This is a genomic window from Ensifer sp. SL37 (assembly GCF_026672675.1).
GTDB classification, from domain to species: domain Bacteria; phylum Pseudomonadota; class Alphaproteobacteria; order Rhizobiales; family Rhizobiaceae; genus Ensifer; species Ensifer adhaerens.
Genome location: NZ_JAPPRN010000001.1, coordinates 1,579,209 through 1,597,224 on the forward strand (window position 1 = coordinate 1,579,209; position 18,016 = coordinate 1,597,224).

At 52.3% G+C, this 18,016-nt stretch carries 17 protein-coding genes; 12 read left to right on the top strand and 5 right to left on the bottom strand.

All coding sequences use genetic code 11. The annotated features are described in order from the left end of the window. Window positions 1-272 precede the first annotated feature (272 nt). The 4 genes from OVA00_RS07170 to OVA00_RS07185 form a co-directional block, all read right to left on the bottom strand. Window positions 273-1,250 carry a WavE lipopolysaccharide synthesis family protein gene (locus OVA00_RS07170; RefSeq protein ID WP_268088432.1) on the bottom strand — a complete coding sequence of 326 codons (978 nt, stop codon included), beginning with the start codon at window positions 1,248-1,250 and terminating at the stop codon, window positions 273-275. Window positions 1,251-1,284: 34 nt separating this feature from the next. Next, window positions 1,285-2,688, bottom strand: a complete 1,404-nt coding sequence (locus OVA00_RS07175; protein WP_268088433.1) for a glycosyltransferase — start codon at window positions 2,686-2,688, stop codon at window positions 1,285-1,287. A gap of 65 nt (window positions 2,689-2,753) precedes the next feature. Continuing rightward, window positions 2,754-4,184, bottom strand: coding sequence for a hypothetical protein (locus tag OVA00_RS07180; RefSeq protein ID WP_268088434.1), 1,431 nt, complete (start codon window positions 4,182-4,184; stop codon window positions 2,754-2,756). Window positions 4,185-4,227: 43 nt separating this feature from the next. Next, window positions 4,228-6,507, bottom strand: a complete 2,280-nt coding sequence (locus OVA00_RS07185) for a glycosyltransferase (RefSeq protein WP_268088435.1) — start codon at window positions 6,505-6,507, stop codon at window positions 4,228-4,230. A gap of 244 nt (window positions 6,508-6,751) precedes the next feature. Between OVA00_RS07185 and OVA00_RS07190 the strand changes: the two genes are divergently transcribed. Next, window positions 6,752-7,660, top strand: a complete 909-nt coding sequence (locus OVA00_RS07190) for a WavE lipopolysaccharide synthesis family protein (protein ID WP_268088436.1) — start codon at window positions 6,752-6,754, stop codon at window positions 7,658-7,660. 34 nt (window positions 7,661-7,694) lie between these two features. Here the strand turns inward: OVA00_RS07190 and OVA00_RS07195 are convergent. Next, window positions 7,695-8,884, bottom strand: a protein-coding gene (locus OVA00_RS07195; RefSeq protein ID WP_112977085.1) for an IS3 family transposase whose coding sequence is annotated in 2 segments (ribosomal slippage) — window positions 7,695-8,635 and window positions 8,635-8,884 — 1,191 coding nt in all. Because the reading frame shifts where the segments join, the coding sequence is not laid out codon by codon here. A gap of 37 nt (window positions 8,885-8,921) precedes the next feature. Between OVA00_RS07195 and OVA00_RS07200 the strand changes: the two genes are divergently transcribed. The 11 genes from OVA00_RS07200 to OVA00_RS07245 all read left to right on the top strand — a co-directional run bounded on the left by OVA00_RS07200 (window position 8,922) and on the right by OVA00_RS07245 (window position 17,851). After that, window positions 8,922-9,833: a glycosyltransferase family 2 protein gene (locus OVA00_RS07200; RefSeq protein ID WP_268088437.1), complete on the top strand. Its 912-nt coding sequence runs from the start codon at window positions 8,922-8,924 to the stop codon at window positions 9,831-9,833. After that, entirely contained in the window at window positions 9,820-10,488 is a 669-nt protein-coding gene (locus OVA00_RS07205; RefSeq protein WP_268088438.1) for a phosphodiesterase, read from the top strand. Before OVA00_RS07200 ends, OVA00_RS07205 begins: the two co-directional genes overlap by 14 nt. Then, window positions 10,485-11,120, top strand: a complete 636-nt coding sequence (locus OVA00_RS07210) for an HAD family hydrolase (protein ID WP_268088439.1) — start codon at window positions 10,485-10,487, stop codon at window positions 11,118-11,120. Before OVA00_RS07205 ends, OVA00_RS07210 begins: the two co-directional genes overlap by 4 nt. Beyond that, window positions 11,117-11,830: a glycosyltransferase family 2 protein gene (locus tag OVA00_RS07215; protein WP_268088440.1), complete on the top strand. Its 714-nt coding sequence runs from the start codon at window positions 11,117-11,119 to the stop codon at window positions 11,828-11,830. The genes OVA00_RS07210 and OVA00_RS07215 overlap by 4 nt, the downstream gene beginning before the upstream one ends. A gap of 6 nt (window positions 11,831-11,836) precedes the next feature. Beyond that, complete coding sequence (locus tag OVA00_RS07220) at window positions 11,837-12,166, top strand: cupin domain-containing protein (protein WP_268088441.1); 330 nt, start codon at window positions 11,837-11,839, stop codon at window positions 12,164-12,166. 374 nt (window positions 12,167-12,540) lie between these two features. Then, a complete protein-coding gene (locus OVA00_RS07225; protein ID WP_268088442.1) occupies window positions 12,541-13,440 on the top strand; it encodes a hypothetical protein in 900 nt (299 codons plus the stop codon). Window positions 13,441-13,584: 144 nt separating this feature from the next. Next, window positions 13,585-14,394, top strand: a complete 810-nt coding sequence (locus OVA00_RS07230) for an ABC transporter permease (RefSeq protein WP_268088443.1) — start codon at window positions 13,585-13,587, stop codon at window positions 14,392-14,394. 783 nt (window positions 14,395-15,177) lie between these two features. Then, complete coding sequence (gene tnpA, locus OVA00_RS39925) at window positions 15,178-15,564, top strand: IS66-like element accessory protein TnpA (RefSeq protein WP_060530559.1); 387 nt, start codon at window positions 15,178-15,180, stop codon at window positions 15,562-15,564. Next, a complete protein-coding gene (tnpB, locus tag OVA00_RS07235; RefSeq protein WP_060530558.1) occupies window positions 15,561-15,908 on the top strand; it encodes an IS66 family insertion sequence element accessory protein TnpB in 348 nt (115 codons plus the stop codon). Before tnpA ends, tnpB begins: the two co-directional genes overlap by 4 nt. 72 nt (window positions 15,909-15,980) lie before the next feature. Further along, window positions 15,981-17,546, top strand: coding sequence for an IS66 family transposase (gene tnpC, locus OVA00_RS07240; protein WP_060530572.1), 1,566 nt, complete (start codon window positions 15,981-15,983; stop codon window positions 17,544-17,546). Next, complete coding sequence (locus OVA00_RS07245; protein WP_060530557.1) at window positions 17,546-17,851, top strand: hypothetical protein; 306 nt, start codon at window positions 17,546-17,548, stop codon at window positions 17,849-17,851. Before tnpC ends, OVA00_RS07245 begins: the two co-directional genes overlap by 1 nt. Window positions 17,852-18,016: the final 165 nt, after the last annotated feature.

Sequence of the window (18,016 nt, forward strand, 5' to 3'; positions counted from 1 at the left end):
GCCGGAGGAATACGAACAGAAACATTCAGGTGGACGACGGATGGAAAAGGCGGCATAGCTGAAACACGGGGCGGCGTCCGCGATTTTCCTTGTCTCAGTCTGGGGGTGCACTCCACCCAATGCCCTACTACCGCCAGACGGGGTCTATGCACCGTTTACCCAGGACGAGATAACCGATCAGTTATACGAGCAACGAAAACGTCGCGCGGTAGCACTTGATCGCTGCCGAATATGTTTCCATGTATCCAACATCACCTTGAGGACGAGGGATACTATCTGCGCAAGCACCGCCTAGCAGCCATGATATACTTCTTGCATACAGAACTTAAAAAACCAAATGGAGTTTGCACGGCATTTGAAGCGGTTGTCTCCTTTGTCGCTTCATCTTGCAAAATGTTGCTGCGCCGCATCCACTCAAAACTGAAGTGGTGCGGGGTATGATACTTAGGAAATTTTACTGGAAAGTGTAGATCTGGAATAAAAACAAAGTGGCTCGACATGTAGTAGTCGCTGAGTTCTATTATTTCGTCCCGATTGTCAGCATAGTGAGCCAACTGAACGTCAAACTGTTTTCTCAGGCATTCAGTGAAGATGTATTGCTCCGGAGCAAGACGCGAAAGTTCTCCCAACCTCCAGCGATTTGGATGGCTTCGATCAATGAAGTAGAATGCCTCGTCGTCGCTTTGAAGCGGAACATCCCATAGTCGCAACAAATCGGTCCTGAGGCCAAACTGAAGGTGGTCCGAAGGATGGAACGGAAGTGGGTGATCTGGCAGGCGTGACAGGATTGATCGGGTACAGCGCGACGAGAAGTTGTTCGCGACAATCGGGAGTTTAAACAGGGCCCTTTCATCTTCGAAGAGTCGCGAAGATGTGCGATGCAGATTGAAAACTTCTAGGAAGCGCAATCCCTGAAGCACCATATCGGTACGAATTTTCAGGGCGAACTCTCTGTCGGCAGCTTTAAGACCGGCTGTCGTACTAATGATCTGCCGATTAACGTTGGTCGGTGTAAAACCAGGCCAATCGCCTTGAGCAGCGGGCGGCGTGTTGAGAACAAGCTTATCAAAGAGTAGTCCATGCGTGCGTTCATCTGTCCAAGTGGATAGAACAATCTCAGCCTCTGGGAGGAGTTCTCTGAGTTTGCGGGTCAACGTGAGCGTAACACCGTCAAGAGAGACATCATCCATGCTCCAGTCTATAGGACCTTGGATTACTACGCTAATGGCGCTATGTGGAATCTCTAACAAATCAATTACCTATGGAAATTCTCGATAAAAAGGCTCAAGCCAATGCGGCTTCGAACTCGATTCTGCTTGCGTCGTCCACGATCTCTTCAGCCAGCGAGCGCGGAAGAAGTTCCATGAGGCGGCGCCATTGGACTGTCCAAGCCTCAGCGGCAGCAGCATCTGCGGCCTGCAGGCAAAGGTCTCGCTCGTAGCGTACGATTCTCCTGATCTTATACATCAGTATCAATTGGAAGAATATCGAATCTCTCGCGACGAGACCGAGCGTATGTTTAACAGCCAATTCAAGGCAAGCGCGCTTTTGGGTCGACTTAACTTCGATCCAATTTTCCGTCGCTTGGCCCGCGCGCTCTCGTCGGTAGTGATAAAGCACGAGGTTGCACATGCTCGGATTTGAAGCGTGCTGCAGTAAAGCTATGAAGAATGGTAGATCCTCGTAGAGCGGAAGGTCAGGTAGCGCTTGCTCTGCGTACTTGGACAGTCGCCTCGCAAAAAAATACATCCAGACCGTGTGGTTCAGATGCGAAATCTGAAATGCGGCCAAATTGCTTTTTTCGTAATATACGGGCGGACTATGGAGTAGCACATCAGTCGGGTACACGGGATCACGAATGATCCGAGTCTTATCATTGTGGTGATCAAATCCAAATACGACGCACTCGCTCGATTTTTCGATTGCAACACCGAGCAATTTTTCAACGGTATCGATCGAGATCCAATCATCTCCGTCCACAATTAAACAAAAATCACCGGTCGCTTTCGCAAGCCCAAATTTCCGCGCGCCATTCACTCCGAGTTTCTCAGAATAGACCTCGATTCGCTTGTCGAACAAGGCCATTCGCCTCGCCTTGGCAAAGGTAGCATCTGTGGAATTATCGTCGACGACAATAACTTGCAGTCCTTGATAAGTTTGGTTGATGCACGAGGAAATGCAGTGGCTAATGTATCGGTCAATGTTCTTGGCAATAATAATGATGCTGACGGTTACATCCGAAGTCTTGGCTGGGCTATAACCTCCTGCGACAGTACGCTTGGCTATTGGATGGTATGTAAGGGCTGAGCGAAAGGGGAACGTGAGGGACGAAATTGAGGTTTCTGTCAGGGCCTTCAGCTGGGCAATTTCACCAGTATCAATCCGGACAGTTTCGCCAGCACGCAATTCTTGCCCACAGAAATCGACAGCGCCTTCAACTATCGTAAGGAACTCGGTGCCGCGACTGTGATAGTAGGGGCCAAGTGTCTCCCCGGCGATTAAAGTAATTTTCCGGAATGAACTCTCTTTAGATGAGTAATATTCCCCGAATGCGTCAACAGCGAGGTTTGTGAGCAAGTTTTGCGTGTTGTATTCGTGGGTATTCAGCGACTTTACCGTGGACTGGGGCTCGGAAGGTCCCGCACGCACACCGCTATCTGCTGTGTCCATTATGTTCGTCAGAAACATCACTTGCTCCTGTTGTAAATTTGTCGTGAGGCAAGCTAAGTTGCCGCGATCTCCGTCGAAAGCGGTCACGCGATGCGGTCAGTATGGATTGCCAAGACAAAGTCAAGTCTTTCTTGCTGACTGCCTTCGCTGTCAATTAGAGCTTGTAGAGTTGCCCATACGGGCTGGTAATCATAAATGTCCTTGATCCGCCGAATGTCGGAGATGCTGAGGCTATCTGTCGCGTTGGAGCTTGCGATAGAGTCTCGCACATCAATCATCCTGAAGTCGCCGCTCAAGAGGGTGAAATACATAAATAAAATGTGGTCAAAAGTGTGCCAACTCAGTTTGAGAAACGCGCCTTCATGGCCCTGGTGGAGGGTGGCGAGGTGCGTTAGAAAGGCGAGCGTTAAGTCTCTGGGATAATAGGGTGCATCGAAAAACCAACTATAGAGTTCCGGGTACCGCATGATCGATTTGAGCCGGTGGGCGTCGTAAGGTGAGAAATAGTCGGTAGATAGGCTTGTAATGTCACGCATTAAATCACCAGTTGGTGATCCCGCGAAAAAGACGCGACGACTAAAGTTGTCTTTCAATTTTTCAAATAGGTTGTTCGGGGAGCGAAGAAATGCCACGTCTGCGTCCATCGTGACAACATCTTCGCATCCGGTAATGAGTGACCAGTATATTCCCAGAAATTTCTTAGTGTTGATGTTGGAGTTCAACACATTTTCCCTGATGCGGCGCTCAATTTTGGGGAGGTTCATGAGCTCACATAGATCTACTGCAGATATTATTTCGAAATCGACCGGAATTGTTGCGCCTGTTACTTTGATGTAATTAGCTATTGTTTCCCGTTCTTCATTCGTTGTTGCGACAAATGTAACAAGGATCTCTCCGCTCAGACATTCCTTCGGCGATATGCGATTAAACATATTCGCCAAATGAGTTACCTTGGGGCCATGGATAGGTATCACGATCCGGTGAGCTGGCCGGATTTTAGCGGCTCCTCCGATCGAATCGATTCGCAACGCCCACTCTTGCATGGAAGCCAACAGAGGGGATATCTCTACGGAGCCGTTAATGACGTTTGGTGCTGCCAGTCTGAGTGCGAGTTCTGAGTTCCGTTGTTCCAGCTCGGCTATCGTTAGTTGCAAGTTCTCTATTTCAGCGTCCTTGCGCGCCAGCTCCAGGCTTCCCACTTCGACCGTTCGGGAGATTTCCTCATTCAGCCGTGCGAGCTCCTCTTGAAGCAGGGCTCGTTCTCCTTGCCCTAGCTCAAGATTATTTATCGCCGCAGCAAACTCCCTCTCTAAACGTGCCTTTTCAGTTTCCGCTTGAAGTTCGATCGATGCAACCATCCGCTGAGTGGCCTCAATCTCCTCCCTTAGCCTAGAGTTTTCTACCCGTGCCAAACTTAGTTGTTCCTCCGAAACGGCAAGCTCAAGCCGCGTCGAATTCAGCAATTCGTGGTCTTCTCGGCTCGCCCGCCACGTCAATTTGCCCTTATCCGCCATTATTCCCCTCCGTTTCGTTTTTATGTCTCTGTACTGCGCAAACCTAGAGCGAAATGTGTGCGTCAATTCGGTTAAATATTTGGTCGAGCCTTCCAGCCATCCGTTTGCCGACGACTTCGGGCGCATATCTCTCCGAAATGTCAAGCGTGGCTTTCGTTGCCTTCTTTGCACGCATTTCGGCATCTCGAAAAACGCTTTGCATTTGGTGTATGGCGTCACGCTGATCAGGCTCCGCCCAAGTATGACCGTCGTGGACATAGGGATAGTGACTGACATCGACTTTCACAAGACTGTAGTCGACGAGCCAAGAGTTGTTGGGTTTACAGAAATCCACATTCCCGGAGTAGTTCGTGGCTATCACCGGGATCCCGCTATACAGGCAATCTAACAGGTCAACTCCTAAGCCCTCCGAGCGATGCAAGGAGACCAAGCAATCGGCCTCACTGATAAGTGATCTTTGTTCGGCGTCACTAAGTGTATGTTGATACAAGTGTATTCTTGAGTCGAACTCGGTTCGTTGCAAAAGTTCAAGCCAATAGTCACGCATCATTCCAGGTCGAAGGAGGGAAGCGTTCTGAGTCTTTATGACAAGTTCCACTGGATCTTCCGTAGAGAAAGCACTTTGGAATGCTTCGACAACCCCAAGTGGGTTTTTGCGGGACATCCACGACAGAGCGTCGAATACTAAAAGGAATCTGAATGGGGAGCTATGTGAGACGAGACGGCCGCTGACTTGGTTCATCAGAATCCGTCTTGCTGGATGGCCAATGTAGTGATTCAAGGTGCCCGAGGGTGAAAAAGCTTCCTGGATGTATCTGCTAGATACCCACAATTCGTCCGCGAGAGCTAAACCGGCGTGGTGGCAGTTTGCTGGCGCGTTTAACTCCCAGAATGGAACCACGATGTTGTAGCCAGACTGAAGGATCTCTTTGTTTTCAATGAAGAATTCTGGGACCTGATCCAGGTTAAGTTGTATGATGTTTATGGCACTGGGGCTGAGATCGCCCAGTGGGAAATCGACGTCGCAATAGGTTGCTCCATTGCGTTGATTATATGCGACAAACCTGCATTTGACGCCGGCTCCCGTTAATGCTCCTGCGAACCTTCGCGCTGTTTCGCCGAGGCCGGAGACACTCGAGAAGGGCGCAATCATTTGGATTGCATTCTCATTCTTGATCTGCGGTAGAGCGGCATCGCAAAAGTGGTTGGGGGTGCAGTCCCCCACCGCGTTTTGTTCGCGCGATCGCTCGATTTCGACCCACCGTCGTAGAGCATCGTGGGATTCCGGATTCTTAACGACGGAAGCAAAGTCAAACGGGGGAATATAGTTGAGGAGGTAAGGTGAGCGCGTCGCTATCAGCAGAGCGTAGAAATAGGCGGCTCTGCGTTGGTTCTTCTTGTCAAACAAATCTCTCCAAGTATTGCGATGGTTTCGTGTCCATAAGGATTGAAGATAGCAGTTCAGCGGGAATTGCGTCGGCTCGGGCTCGACACTCTCTTTCAGAATTGCATCGTAGTCCCTAAATGCACATGACTCCGCTAGGCGAAGACGGCCTCTTTCGATTATGTTCCACCAATACGCGAGGGCTACGCGTCGCTTGCTATTTACTTGCACCGTATGTGGTTGGTTGCGAGCCACGCTTGTGGCGTACAGGGGCACTGGAAAACCCTCCGCATTGGGAACAGGGCAAAAAAGTGCGTTTTCCTCTTCTGGAGAGAGTACCGCCATAAAATTCGATGGCCTGCGGGCGATGTACTCCTCGAGATACCATCTATAGAAACCAGTTCTATCCGTTGTTCCGATGTCGGAGTATTTTTCTCTTAGATGATGCGTGAACACGGACGTGGGAAATTCTGCTAACTGTCCAGACGATCTTGAGAGGATGTGATCAAATCGATTTGATCGACTTAGGCGATTGGATAAGTTTGAAATTCCGTTGGACATAGCAGTCAATAGTTGCTCCGTCGAACAAGGACCAACGTCAACCAGCTTGTAGACACCATCGGATTGAGACCTCGGAACCAGAGTCCGCCCGCGGACTATGATCTTGAGCTCGTCCACCAGCTCTGCTTGGTTCTTGGTGCATACTGGCACCCGAAAGCCATTGAAGCCGTCTCCAATGTGGAACTTCGCCAGGTCCGGTCGTGCAAAGCCCGTGGCGAAATGGCCCAAATATTCATCTCTAACGAATAGGTCGAACTCTATTCGAAGTCTTCTATCTCTTTTGTCGGCCAACCAGCCGAATAGGACATCGTTCTGGTGATGGTCGATGAAGCCGATCACTTTGTTCCGATGGTGGACTTTCTGCAGTAACTTGATCAATTTTCTAATCCGGAGCGAGGCGAGTTGAATTTGGCAGACCGTAGTTCTGTCTTCCAGCCGCAACAGCAGCTGAGCAGGGAGGAGCTTTGGGGCGCATGATAGGTGACGTCGAGACGCTTGTTCGGTTCCTTATCGGGCCGACGAACAAATCTACGGAGCATTTCGTATTGGCTCGGTGGGTTGATTGAAGCCTCATTTTTCATCAAAGGATATATAGCGGCTTCGACCGAGAGCGGAAACCATAATGGCTATTGATGAGCACCTGAGCGTAATTGTCCAAGGGCCCGTGAGTGATTTTGAAAGTCCACTAACGGGGCGTCCAATGACAGAGAGCTTATGTCGATCCGTTCGGAATTACCTGCCGCGCGCGGAAATTGTCGTATCAACTTGGGAGGGCGCTGATACGGAGAAACTTGACTATGACACACTAGTGACATCTGAGGATCCGGGACCGCAAGGTGTTCGGCCAGGCTTTATCCCAAACAATATCAATCGGCAGATCGTTTCTACGAAGCGAGGATTGCAAGCCGCGGGGCGAAAGTATGCAGTGAAAATACGATCTGATATGGAGCTTCTTGGCGGCGAGTTCCTCGAGTGCCTTCCTAATATGCCGGTCGTCAGGACAGATGATGCGATATTCGAACGAGTTATGCTCTGCAACAACCTAAGTTCTCGCCATCCCTCGGCAGTGTCAGCGCGCCTGCCAGGGCATTGGCTTCTATTCCATCCGTCTGACCACTTTCATGCAGGCTTGCGGAACGATCTCCTTTCGCTCTGGGAAATACCACTCCAGAGCCGCGAGGATGCTAATTGGTTCTTGTCACGATTTCGGCCGAATTCGTACAGGGACAACGAGCTATCGAAACTCACTCCCGAACAGTATATGTTCACTCAAGCGTTAGCTCGGACGCGATCAATCGATCTCGCACACTACGCGCACGCGCCGCCGGATCTGTTGAATATGAGCCAACGGATGATGCGCGCCCATTTCTTTCATGTTTCTGATCGGAGGTTGCCGATCCTCTTTCCAAAATACCACACGCCCCACCATTTCAGCTTTGATTGGATGAGAGTTGATGATGTGTGCCGCAACAATCGAATTCCATTCAGTCTATGGCCGAAGGCTCTTTTCCGCGATGGCGAGCCAAATTGACCGCCATTGTCCGACATGACCTTGCCCCCAAGTTTTATCCAGTTTTGAGTTTGCTCCAGCGGTTTTGGGTTGCTGTATTGGGGGCGGTAGCGGCGGGTTGCGGTGCGGAGCCATTCCGGCTGCGCAGCACCGCATCACGTCGCGGGTTGATTGTCTGAGCGAACTCGGCAGGTGTCATCCAGCCGAGTCCAGAGTGTGGTCGATGATCGTTGTAATCGCTGCGCCAGTTTGAAAGCGCCGATCGAGCATGGGCCAGTGACGAGAAGAGCGTCTCATTCAAGAGCTCGTCGCGCAGCCGCCCATTGAAGCTTTCGATGAAGGCGTTCTGGATCGGCTTGCCCGGCGCGATGTAGTGCCAATCCGCCTTGCTCCGATCCGTCCATTGCAGGATCGCGTTACTGGTGAACTCACTGCCATTGTCGCTGACGATCATCTTCGGCTTGCCTCGTCCCTCGATGATCCGATCCAGCTCACGGGCGACCCGCAGGCCGGAGAGCGACGTGTCGGCGACGAGAGCCAGGCATTCCCTGGTGCAATCGTCGACGACCGTCAGAATCCGGAACCTGCGGCCATCGGTGAGTTGATCCGACACGAAGTCCAGTGACCAGCGATCATTGGCGGCAAGCGGGATCAGCATCGGTGCTCGTGTGCCTATCGCTCGTTTCCGACCGCCGCGCTTGCGCACCGTCAGCTTCTCTTCCCGATAGAGCCGGAAGAGCCGCTTGTGGTTCACAAGGTGACCCTCACGCCTGAGCAGCACATGAAGGCGTCGATATCCAAAGCGGCGGCGTTCATGCGCCAGCGCCTTCATCCGCTCGCGAAGGTCATGGTCATCGCTGCGCCTGGTTTCGTAACGGATCATCATCCGGCAAAAGCCGATGGCTTTACACGCCCGCCGTTCGCTCATCTGGTGGTGATCCATCAGATGAGCGACAGCTTTCCGCCTTGCTGCGGGCGTCACCACTTCTTTCCCAAAAGGTCTTTCAAGGCCGCATTGTCGAGCATCGCATCTGCCAGGAGCCGTTTCAGCTTCGTGTTCTCGTCTTCCAGCGTCTTCAGCCGCTTGGCTTCGGATACGTCCATGCCGCCGAATTTGGCCTTCCATTTATAGATGCTGGCATCGCTGACGCCGTGCTTGCGGCAAAGCTCCGAGACGGGCGTGCCAGCCTCGTGCTCCTTCAAAATGACGATGATCTGTTCGTCTGTGAAACGGTTGCGCTTCATTCCCTGGTCCTCTCAATGGGCCAGAGCTTACTTCAAAATGGATTATTTCAACGGGGCAAGGTCAGACACTCCAGGGTTGCGGTTAGCGCAATCAGAGAAACAACTTCCCTCACGTAGCGATATTTGCGATTTAGAGCCCGGCAACGAATCGTGGTCAAAAGCTGCTAAAACGAGGGAAGAAAGAATGCTCAATATTGTAATACCTATGGCCGGCCACGGTAGCCGGTTCGCTCAAGCTGGTTTTGCGTTACCCAAACCTCTCATTCCAGTACATGGCGTCCCGATGATACGGGTGGTGATCGCGAACCTGGCTCCGACCAAGCCGCACCGATTTATCTTTATTTGCCAAAAAGCGCATCTAGAGAATTACGCATTGGGCGAAAGCTTGGCAACTTGGGCGCCAGGATGCAGTGTGATTCCGGTGGACCAGGTCACAGAGGGAGCTGCCTGCAGCGTCCTTTTGGCCCGCGAACTTGTCGACAATAATGATCCGCTAATGATCGCAAATTGTGACCAGTACGTCGATGTCGACATAAACCGATACTTGGGCGCCTCGGAGCGTTATGACGGTTACATCATGACTATGAAGGCTCACGACCCGAAGTGGAGCTTTGTTGGATTCGATGAGAATGGACGCGTTGCGAAGGTGGTTGAGAAGGAAGTTATTTCCGACGAAGCCACTGTCGGTATTTATAACTTTTCGCGGGGGAGCAGCTTTGTTCAAGCCGCTGATCGCATGATCCGGAAGGATTTCCGGGTAAACGGGGAGTTTTACGTTGCGCCTGTCTACGACGAACTCATCTCGCAGGGCGGGGAAGTTGGCGTCTACTCAATCGGTACACTGAACCAGGGAATGTATGGCCTGGGCGTGCCTGACGATCTAGAGGCCTTCCTCAAGCTAGAATTGTCGCGCAAAGCGACGAAAGGGCTGCTCGATGCAAATAATTAGCCACCGTGGATACTGGCACCAGCCTTCTGAGAAAAACACGCGTGTCGCGTTCGAGCGCTCTTTTACTCTCGGTTTCGGGACGGAAACGGACGTTCGGGACGCTCTGCTGGAAGGCGAACCTACACTTGTGATCTCGCACGATGTGCCGCGGGGCGGCGAGCTGCTGTTTTCAGATATGATTGCCATCGCTAAGGAGCACGGTTCTCCTCTTCTTGCGTTGAATATCAAAAGCGACGGCCTTAGCGATCTTCTTCAGCGTGAACTCGCGGCAGCCGCTTACGACAATTACTTCCTGTTTGATCACTCGGTCCCCGATTTGATCCAGTGTGAGCGTCGGCGACTTAATTGTTTCACGCGGCTTAGCGAATTCGAGCCCCATCCTCCGTTGTATGAGGCATCTGGCGTCGTTGGCGTATGGGTTGATGCGTTTCTTCCGGGAAGATGGTATGACGCAGATCTCATCAAGAGGATCCTCGACGAAGGAAAGCACGTGGCGCTAGTTGCCCCCGACTTGCATCACCGAAACGAAGAACTCGGCACATTTCTGGCGTGGGTTACCGCAAGTGGCCTGTCCAAGCAGACCAACCTTGTTATCTGCACCGATTTGCCCGAACTCGCTCGGGACGTGTTAACTTCGAAAGGTAATGAAGTATGATAAAAGCGGTCATTTTCGATATGGATGGAGTTTTAATAGATGCCCGCGACTGGCACTACGAGACTCTGAACCGTGCGCTTGAGCTGTTTGGTTACACCATTCCGCTTCATGAACATCTCACGGTTTTTGATGGCTTGCCCACGCGCAAAAAACTTCAAATACTAAGTGCTACTCGGCATCTCCCCGTATCGCTCCATGATTTCATAAACGAGATGAAGCAAGCGTATACAAACGAGGCTATCCACACCAAGTGCAAACCTGCGTTTCGGCAAGAATACGCGCTTTCACGTCTGAAAAGCGAAGGTTTTAGACTTGCGGTTGCATCAAATTCTATTAAAAATACAGTGGCCCTCATGATGAAGAGGGCGGCATTGGAGGGCTATCTCGAGTTCCAGCTCAGCAACGAAGACGTGAAAGAAGGAAAGCCTAGCCCAGAAATTTACAACAAGGCGATTGAAAGATTTGGGTTGCAGCCAAGTGAATGCCTAATAGTTGAAGATAATGAGAATGGCATCAAGGCGGCGCGAGCTTCTGGCGCACATGTTATGGTTGTTCGCGACGTTCACGAAGTGAACTATAGCGCCATTCGAAAGACCCTATCTGAAATTGAAGCCGCGGGGACTGAAGTATGAACATTTTGCTTCTTATGGCGGGTGAGCCGCGGGTTCAGTCTTCTGAATCGTACCCATTGGCGCTCACTGAGATAGACGGAGTGCCGCTGATTGAGAAGATCATGGGCCAATGCCAGTCGGTAAAGTACAACAGGTTCATCGTAGCGATACAGGAACAGGATATCCGTCGTTATCGGCTTGATCAAGTTGTCAAGCTTTTGGATGATCGCGCGGAGGTAGTTGTAGTCGAAGGGCTGACGCAGGGCGCCGCCTGCACTGCTCTTTTGGCCGCGGGATTGATAGACAACATGGAACCGCTTCTCATCTTGAACGCCGACGAGATTCTGCACGTCTCGTTTGAAAGTGTAGTTGACGGGTTCGAACGTCGTGGCCTAGACGCAGGCACTATCGTTTTCCGTTCGGTACATCCTCGCTATTCTTTCGTTCGCCTCGATGAGAAAAAAAATGTGATCGAGGCTGCTGAAAAAAATCCGATCAGTAATGTAGCTACCGCAGGATTCTATTACTTTCGAGAGGGATCTGACTTCGTTACTGCCGCGAAAAACCTTATTCGGAAGGATGCGAGGCAGAATGATGCGTTCTACGTTTGCCCAACTTTCAATGAACTAATCCTGTCGGGAAAAGTAATAGGCGTTCATGAAATCGAGGCCAAAGACTATAGCCCGATAAAATCTGACAGACAATTGCAGCAATTTGCGTCGCACGAGTGATATGTTATGAGCCATCAAAACTTAGATCAAATGACCAACGGTTGGTTCATTGGCAACTTCGATCCTAGCCTACTGAAGACCGACGTTTTTGAAGTCGGTGTGAAAAGATATAAAGCTGGTGACGAAGACCCTAAGCACTTTCACAAGATTGCACGCGAGATTACTGTTATTGTCTCCGGGCGCGTCTTCATGTTTGATCGCGAATGGAGTGAGGGGAGTATAATTGACATCCCTCCTGGTGTCCCGTCTTCATTTCGGGCGCTAACTGATGCGGTGGTGACTGTTGTCAAGGTGCCCAGTGTAGCTGGAGACAAGTACCTTCTTGAAGAGTCTTGAAAATATTTAAGTGCAACTGTGCGTGCGCCATGCCTCGTTTTTCTGAAGCTTTACAGGGTCCCTTCCTGCAGCAGTTGAGTGAACGACTGGGATCTCAGTTTTGGGATGGCCGGGGGGGGCCTAGAGGTTGGCACTCTGCCGACCTGCGGGCTCTTCCCGCTTACCGGCCAGCAGCAGTACATCATGGACTGCATGACGTGGTTTGGTCCATTGAGCAGCCCATAGCGGCCCAAGGCTGGAAACTTCATGTCGACAGTCTCCTGAGGCTTGTATGCCAGAGGGGTATACTGGTCCTCGCGATTCGTCGGAACTTCTTTATTACGGTACCCGCTCTCAAAAGTTTTCTGTTTCGAAAGTTCGGATACAGTGTCCAATTGCTATTCGAAGAAGAGAGCGCGGGTGGTCATTGGCTGCTAGCATTTGAAGTATTACGAGTGAATCTTGCAGAACAGCGGGACGAATCGTGGACTTTCTCAATGCTAACACGGGGAGATCGTCAGGAAGACGTGAGGGCCTTTTGTCAAAGCATAAGGCGAGAGGATAAACATTCGCAAATAGTAGTAGTTGGGCCGCGGACGCCCCTTCTAGATTCTTACGATGTGCAGTTTCTAGATCGTGATTATGGCCAGTACGCTGCAATCGCAAAAAAAAAGAACGACGTAGTTGAGGTCGCTACAGGTCAAAACATTCTCTTTGCGCACGACCGCTATATCCTTAATAGAGGGTTCCTTTCCGGGTTTTCGACCTACGGATATGACTTTGAGTACGTTACAACGAAGCAGTTTTATTCAAGCGGGAAACACTATCCTGCCTTGTGCGCAATCGACGATTTACGTGAGCTTATACTGGGTCGAGTTTATGATACCCAGAATGATAAAGAGTTTTGGCAGACACCGTACTTGAATGGCGGGTTCTTTGCGGTAAAAAAACACGTTATTGAAAAGCATCCGCTGAACCCGATGCTATTTCATCATCAAGCTGAAGATGTCGAATTTGCGCGGCACGTTGCTTCGGTGGGGATTCTGCCGTTGTTGAATCCCTATTCATCCGCTGTTACGAACGCGCCGGAAACGTCAACTGAGCCATTTTCGCAAGCGTTTCGAAGTGATTTCTATCGAACGATCGAGCAGTACTACCCTAGCACCAGTGCGCGGGCGAAGGGGATTGATATGATCATAGAGCGGCTTCACCGGGCTCGTTTTGAGGAGAATGCAACATGGCCGCGATTGTTTGCTATTGTAGTCCGGGAGATTTATCGTTGGCTGCCACCATAATCCGGAATGCAACCCGGCGGGTGCGGTTGACGCGTTGACCCAAGAGGTTAAGAAGCCTATCTACCCCCGAAAGCTCACGTACGGTGCTTAAATGGATGTGATCGGGATTAGTGCACCGTTTGAATGAGCATAATGCTCTAAAAGATGTCTGCTATGGCGAATAATGGTGACCCAACATCCGTAGGCTATGCGTTGCGGGAGAAGTTTAACGTAATGCATGCCGTCGTACTCAGGGACATGCGGACCCGATTTTTTGACCACGGGCTCGGGTTTCTGATTGTCGCTCTCTGGCCATTGGGCCATATGGTGATCCTCCTCGCAATCTATCATATTGCGGGACGGCAGGCCCCTTTCGGAGAAAGCCTGAACGTGTTCTTTGCGACCGGGCTGATCCCCACACTTCTTTTTATGTATGTATCGCGGTTTATGTCTTTATCTGTAGTCCTGAATAAGCCAATGTTGGCTTTTCCTGTTGTTCATGTCTTGGACATACTGATGGCTAGGGCTTATCTCGAAGTGTTGGCCGGATTTTTGACACTTGCATTTATGGTTTCGATTCTGCTGCTGCTTGGGGATGATCCCTGGCCAGCAGATCCTATTCAGGCATTATTAGCGTATCTGTCGACCATACTCTTGGCTGTAGGGGTGGGGATCTTAGTGGGCGTGGTAGCCGTTTTCTTCAATTTCGCGGTTACGTTGTACGCCCTGTTGATGATTCTAGCGTATATATCGTCCGGAACACTCTTCGTTTCTGCGTACCTTCCGGATGCGATTGCCCTTCCATTGTCCTGGAATCCGATCACGCAAACTGTGGAATGGATGAGAACCGCGTACTTTGAAACCTACCCGGATCGCTTGCTTGACCGCGGCTACTTGGTCGGCGTGGGGCTAGTCGCTTTGTTTGGCGGGCTCTTATTAGAACGTTGTTGTCGCCGCATCATGCTCGAAAGCTAATGCGCACCGGCGGCTGCTTTCGCGGCCTGGCGTCCAACGTCGGCAGGATGAGCAAATCCGCTGGCATCGCGGAGCGAAGATGATTTCCTCTTGGCATGACCGAGGCGGCCGATCAGCTTCCCGACGACCTTGCCAGCGCGCACGCGATGATCGCCGCAGAGCGTGCAGCCCGTCGTTGTTGCCGCCTGGGACCCAATGAAGGGTAACCAGTGCTCTGCTCCCACATTGTCCTCGCCGCTATGATCTGTGATCGCCTTTCTATGGTGAGCGTCCGGCGAAGGCACTTTCGCTTGGTCGAGAGGCCGATATTATAGGTCGCGTTTCATCTCGTCTGCCATAACGCGGTCGACCACATCCGGATCGCATTGTTCAAAGGCCGGAGCGGCACTTTTTGCGAAGTCGGTAGTTGTCGCCCGGATGGTGATCACCGTCCAGTGATCCGGGATTTCCTGAATCCCCCGAGCGGCGGCTATCGTTCCTCTGTCAGCGGCATCAAGACGATCTCGGTTCCGGATCCCCTCACCGTGGTTATCGTGCACAATCGCGTGAGGGCACTATGAATTTCCACAGCCTGTGTCATCAATACGTTCGTCTGTGAAGTCGAACGCTCAGACGGAAGGCCCCATGTGCTCCAAAGCCCATAGGGGCCTTCATTTTAGGAAGCTTCTTCAACAGTGAGCATTGCGCCTCGAACGTGAGCGTCCGGTGAGCGGATTTTGGTCCGGCGGGGAATTGGCGCAAGTTACGTCACAGATGATTCATTTGTGACGTAACAGGGTATGAATGGCCAAGGTTGAGATCCTGACGGGTGCCGAGCGACAACGTCGATGGTCCACGGAACTGAAGCTTTCGATCTTGCAAGAAGCGTTCAGCGCGGATGGCAGCGTTTCGGATGTAGCGCGCCGGCACGACGTTCTTCCGCAACAAATATACGCCTGGCGAAAGAAGTTCTCGCCATCCGAATTGAAACCTCCACAGACCCCATCGTTCATCCCGGTTTCGCTTATCGGAGCGTCGGAGAGCGTGAGTGACGGTTCCAAGAGGATCGGTGCTCGGTCGAGATGCAAGGACGTTGAAATCGTCTTGAGGAATGGCCGTCTACTGAGAATTGCAGCGGATATGGATCTCGAAGTGCTATCGTCGCTTGTCGCTTGTGTGGAGGCAGCATGATCGGGCCTTCGGGAAATGTGCGGGTTTATCTGGCCTGCGGAGTGACCGACATGCGGCGTGGCATTGATGGACTCTCCACGCTCGTTGAGACGGTCCTCAAGGAGGCGCCAGGATCCGGCGCAATCTTCGGCTTCCGTGGAAAGCGCGCCGACCGGATCAAGCTTCTATGGTGGGATGGCCAAGGGTTCTGCCTATTCTACAAGATTCTCGAGCGCGGATACTTTCCCTGGCCCACGGCGAAAGATGGTGTTGCGCATCTTACGCAGGCCCAGTTGTCGATGCTTGTCGAAGGGATTGACTGGCGCCGACCAGCGTGGACTTCCGCCCCTGGCCGCACGGGTTAAAAGCTATATTTTACAGGCACATCCGGGGCAAAACGCTAGTGCTTTCGCTGCAAATCGGCTATGTTTTTGGGCATGAAAGCACCGCCGCTGGACAGTCAGGACGAGCTATTGGCATTGCGCGCGCTCGTCGCTGAACAGGCGGCGAAACTCAGCGCACAAGAAGCCGAAGTCATCAAACGCGACTCGATCATCGGTCTTCTGCGCGCGCAGCTGGAACTGCTCCGACATCGGCAGCACGGCGCATCCTCGGAAAAGATCGATCGGAAGATTGAGCAATTCGAACTGATGCTCGAGGAGATCGAAGCCTCTCGCGCAGAGGCTGATGCTCGTTCCGGAAAAGGCCTGCTGCCAGATCTGGATGATACCCCCGACAAGCCGAAACGCAGGCCTCTGCCGGATGGTCTTCCAACCGAAGAGCGGGTGTACACAGCGCCCTGCAGTTGCCCGACGTGTGGTGGCAAGTCCTTCCTGAAGGCGGCCGACAAGGTGGTGCAGGTGATGGAGCATGTGCCGGCTTCTGTGAAGATCGTCCGGCATATCGAGAAGCGCATGGTCTGTAAGGACTGCGATACAACGGTATCGGGTGAGATGCCGAGCTTGCCGATCGAGCGAGGCAAACCTGGACCAGGACTGCTCGCACACATCATGGTCGCCAAGTTTGACGATCATATCCCACTCTACCGTTTGTCCGAGATGTACGACCGGCTGGGGATCGACATCTCCCGGTCTGTCATGGCGGACTGGGTTGGCCGTGTGTCCGTTCTGCTCTCGCCCCTCATCTTGCTGATCAGAGCCCATATCGCCGCGGTCGACCGAATACACACGGACGATACGCCGGTCGATGTTCTCGACCCAGGACGAGGAAAGACGAAGACCGGCAGGGTCTGGGTCTATGTCTTCGACGGCAGCGGCTACCAGGATCCCACGCCCGGAGCGATCGCCTATTACTATAGCCCCGACCGAAAGGGCGTGCATCCGGCTGAACACCTCGCTCACTTCAGCGGCGTAATGCATGCGGATGGCTATGCTGGCTATAGCAAGCTTTACGGCAACCAGATCATCGAAGCCGCCTGCATGGCGCATGTGCGCCGCAAGTTCCATGATGTGATCAAGCTCAAGCCATCTCCGATCGCCGACGAGGCTCTGTCGCGCATCGGTGCACTCTACGATATCGAGGATCGTATCCGCGGCATGTCTTCCGACGAGAGGCGAACACTGCGCCAGCAACACGCCAGACCCATTCTGGCGGACCTCAAGGCTTGGATTGAAACGACGCTTTCGACGCTGCCGCAGAAACAGAAGCTTGCCGAAGCGATGCGATACGCTCTCTCGCGATGGGCAGCTTTGAGCGTCTACATTGACGATGGCCGTGTCGAAATCGATAACAACATAGCTGAGCGCGCTATGAGGCCACTCGGAATTGGAAGAAAAAATTGGCTCTTTGCTGGGTCAGACAAGGGCGGCGAGCGCATCGCCAATATCCTGACCATCATCGAAACAGCTAAACTCCATGGCCACAATCCAGAGACCTATCTGGCAGACGTCCTGACCAGGATCCAGAGCCATCCGAAGGATCGACTTGAGGAACTGCTCCCGTGGCAGTGGACTCCGGCAAACGACCGGTACGAGGCTGCGTGATGGCGCGCTCAAGGATCATCTATACCCTCAAAGAGGTCGCTGAGATGATCGGCGAGAACCTCGAGTTGATCGAAGAGGTGACCGCCAACTCGGATAATATCAGCGAAGGCGAATTGCTTTATGTCCGCGACGGCAGCGAACACGGCACAAAGGGCCTGACCGAGAACGGCGTGGACGAGCTCCAAAATCTCCTCGCCGACATACGGACATGGGATGGTGGAATCCGCCAGTTTCTCGTCGATGAACAATGCGATCCGGATGTGGTCGAACGCGTTATGGCAGACGAGATGAAACGCGACCTATAATCTCGGCCTCTCAACCAAGCGAAAATGCCTTCGCCGGACGCTCACCCTCGAACTGGCTTGCCTGTGACAGGGTTCCAACGGTTGACACCCCGGCCCTCGCTCCCCTAGCATCCCCCTGCCGGGGGGCGCACATTGACTGTGCTGAGATGGCGGTGAGCCAGACCC

Coding starts and splice junctions, on each gene's coding strand:
- tnpA (WP_060530559.1), top strand. CDS start 15,178: ATGGCCAAGGTTGAGATCCTGACGGGTGCCGAGCGACAACGTCGATGG.
- OVA00_RS07215 (WP_268088440.1), top strand. CDS start 11,117: ATGAACATTTTGCTTCTTATGGCGGGTGAGCCGCGGGTTCAGTCTTCT.
- tnpC (WP_060530572.1), top strand. CDS start 15,981: ATGAAAGCACCGCCGCTGGACAGTCAGGACGAGCTATTGGCATTGCGC.
- OVA00_RS07210 (WP_268088439.1), top strand. CDS start 10,485: ATGATAAAAGCGGTCATTTTCGATATGGATGGAGTTTTAATAGATGCC.
- tnpB (WP_060530558.1), top strand. CDS start 15,561: ATGATCGGGCCTTCGGGAAATGTGCGGGTTTATCTGGCCTGCGGAGTG.
- OVA00_RS07175 (WP_268088433.1), bottom strand. CDS start 2,688: ATGTTTCTGACGAACATAATGGACACAGCAGATAGCGGTGTGCGTGCG.
- OVA00_RS07245 (WP_060530557.1), top strand. CDS start 17,546: ATGGCGCGCTCAAGGATCATCTATACCCTCAAAGAGGTCGCTGAGATG.
- OVA00_RS07205 (WP_268088438.1), top strand. CDS start 9,820: ATGCAAATAATTAGCCACCGTGGATACTGGCACCAGCCTTCTGAGAAA.
- OVA00_RS07230 (WP_268088443.1), top strand. CDS start 13,585: ATGTCTGCTATGGCGAATAATGGTGACCCAACATCCGTAGGCTATGCG.
- OVA00_RS07200 (WP_268088437.1), top strand. CDS start 8,922: ATGGATTATTTCAACGGGGCAAGGTCAGACACTCCAGGGTTGCGGTTA.
- OVA00_RS07190 (WP_268088436.1), top strand. CDS start 6,752: ATGGCTATTGATGAGCACCTGAGCGTAATTGTCCAAGGGCCCGTGAGT.
- OVA00_RS07220 (WP_268088441.1), top strand. CDS start 11,837: ATGAGCCATCAAAACTTAGATCAAATGACCAACGGTTGGTTCATTGGC.
- OVA00_RS07180 (WP_268088434.1), bottom strand. CDS start 4,184: ATGGCGGATAAGGGCAAATTGACGTGGCGGGCGAGCCGAGAAGACCAC.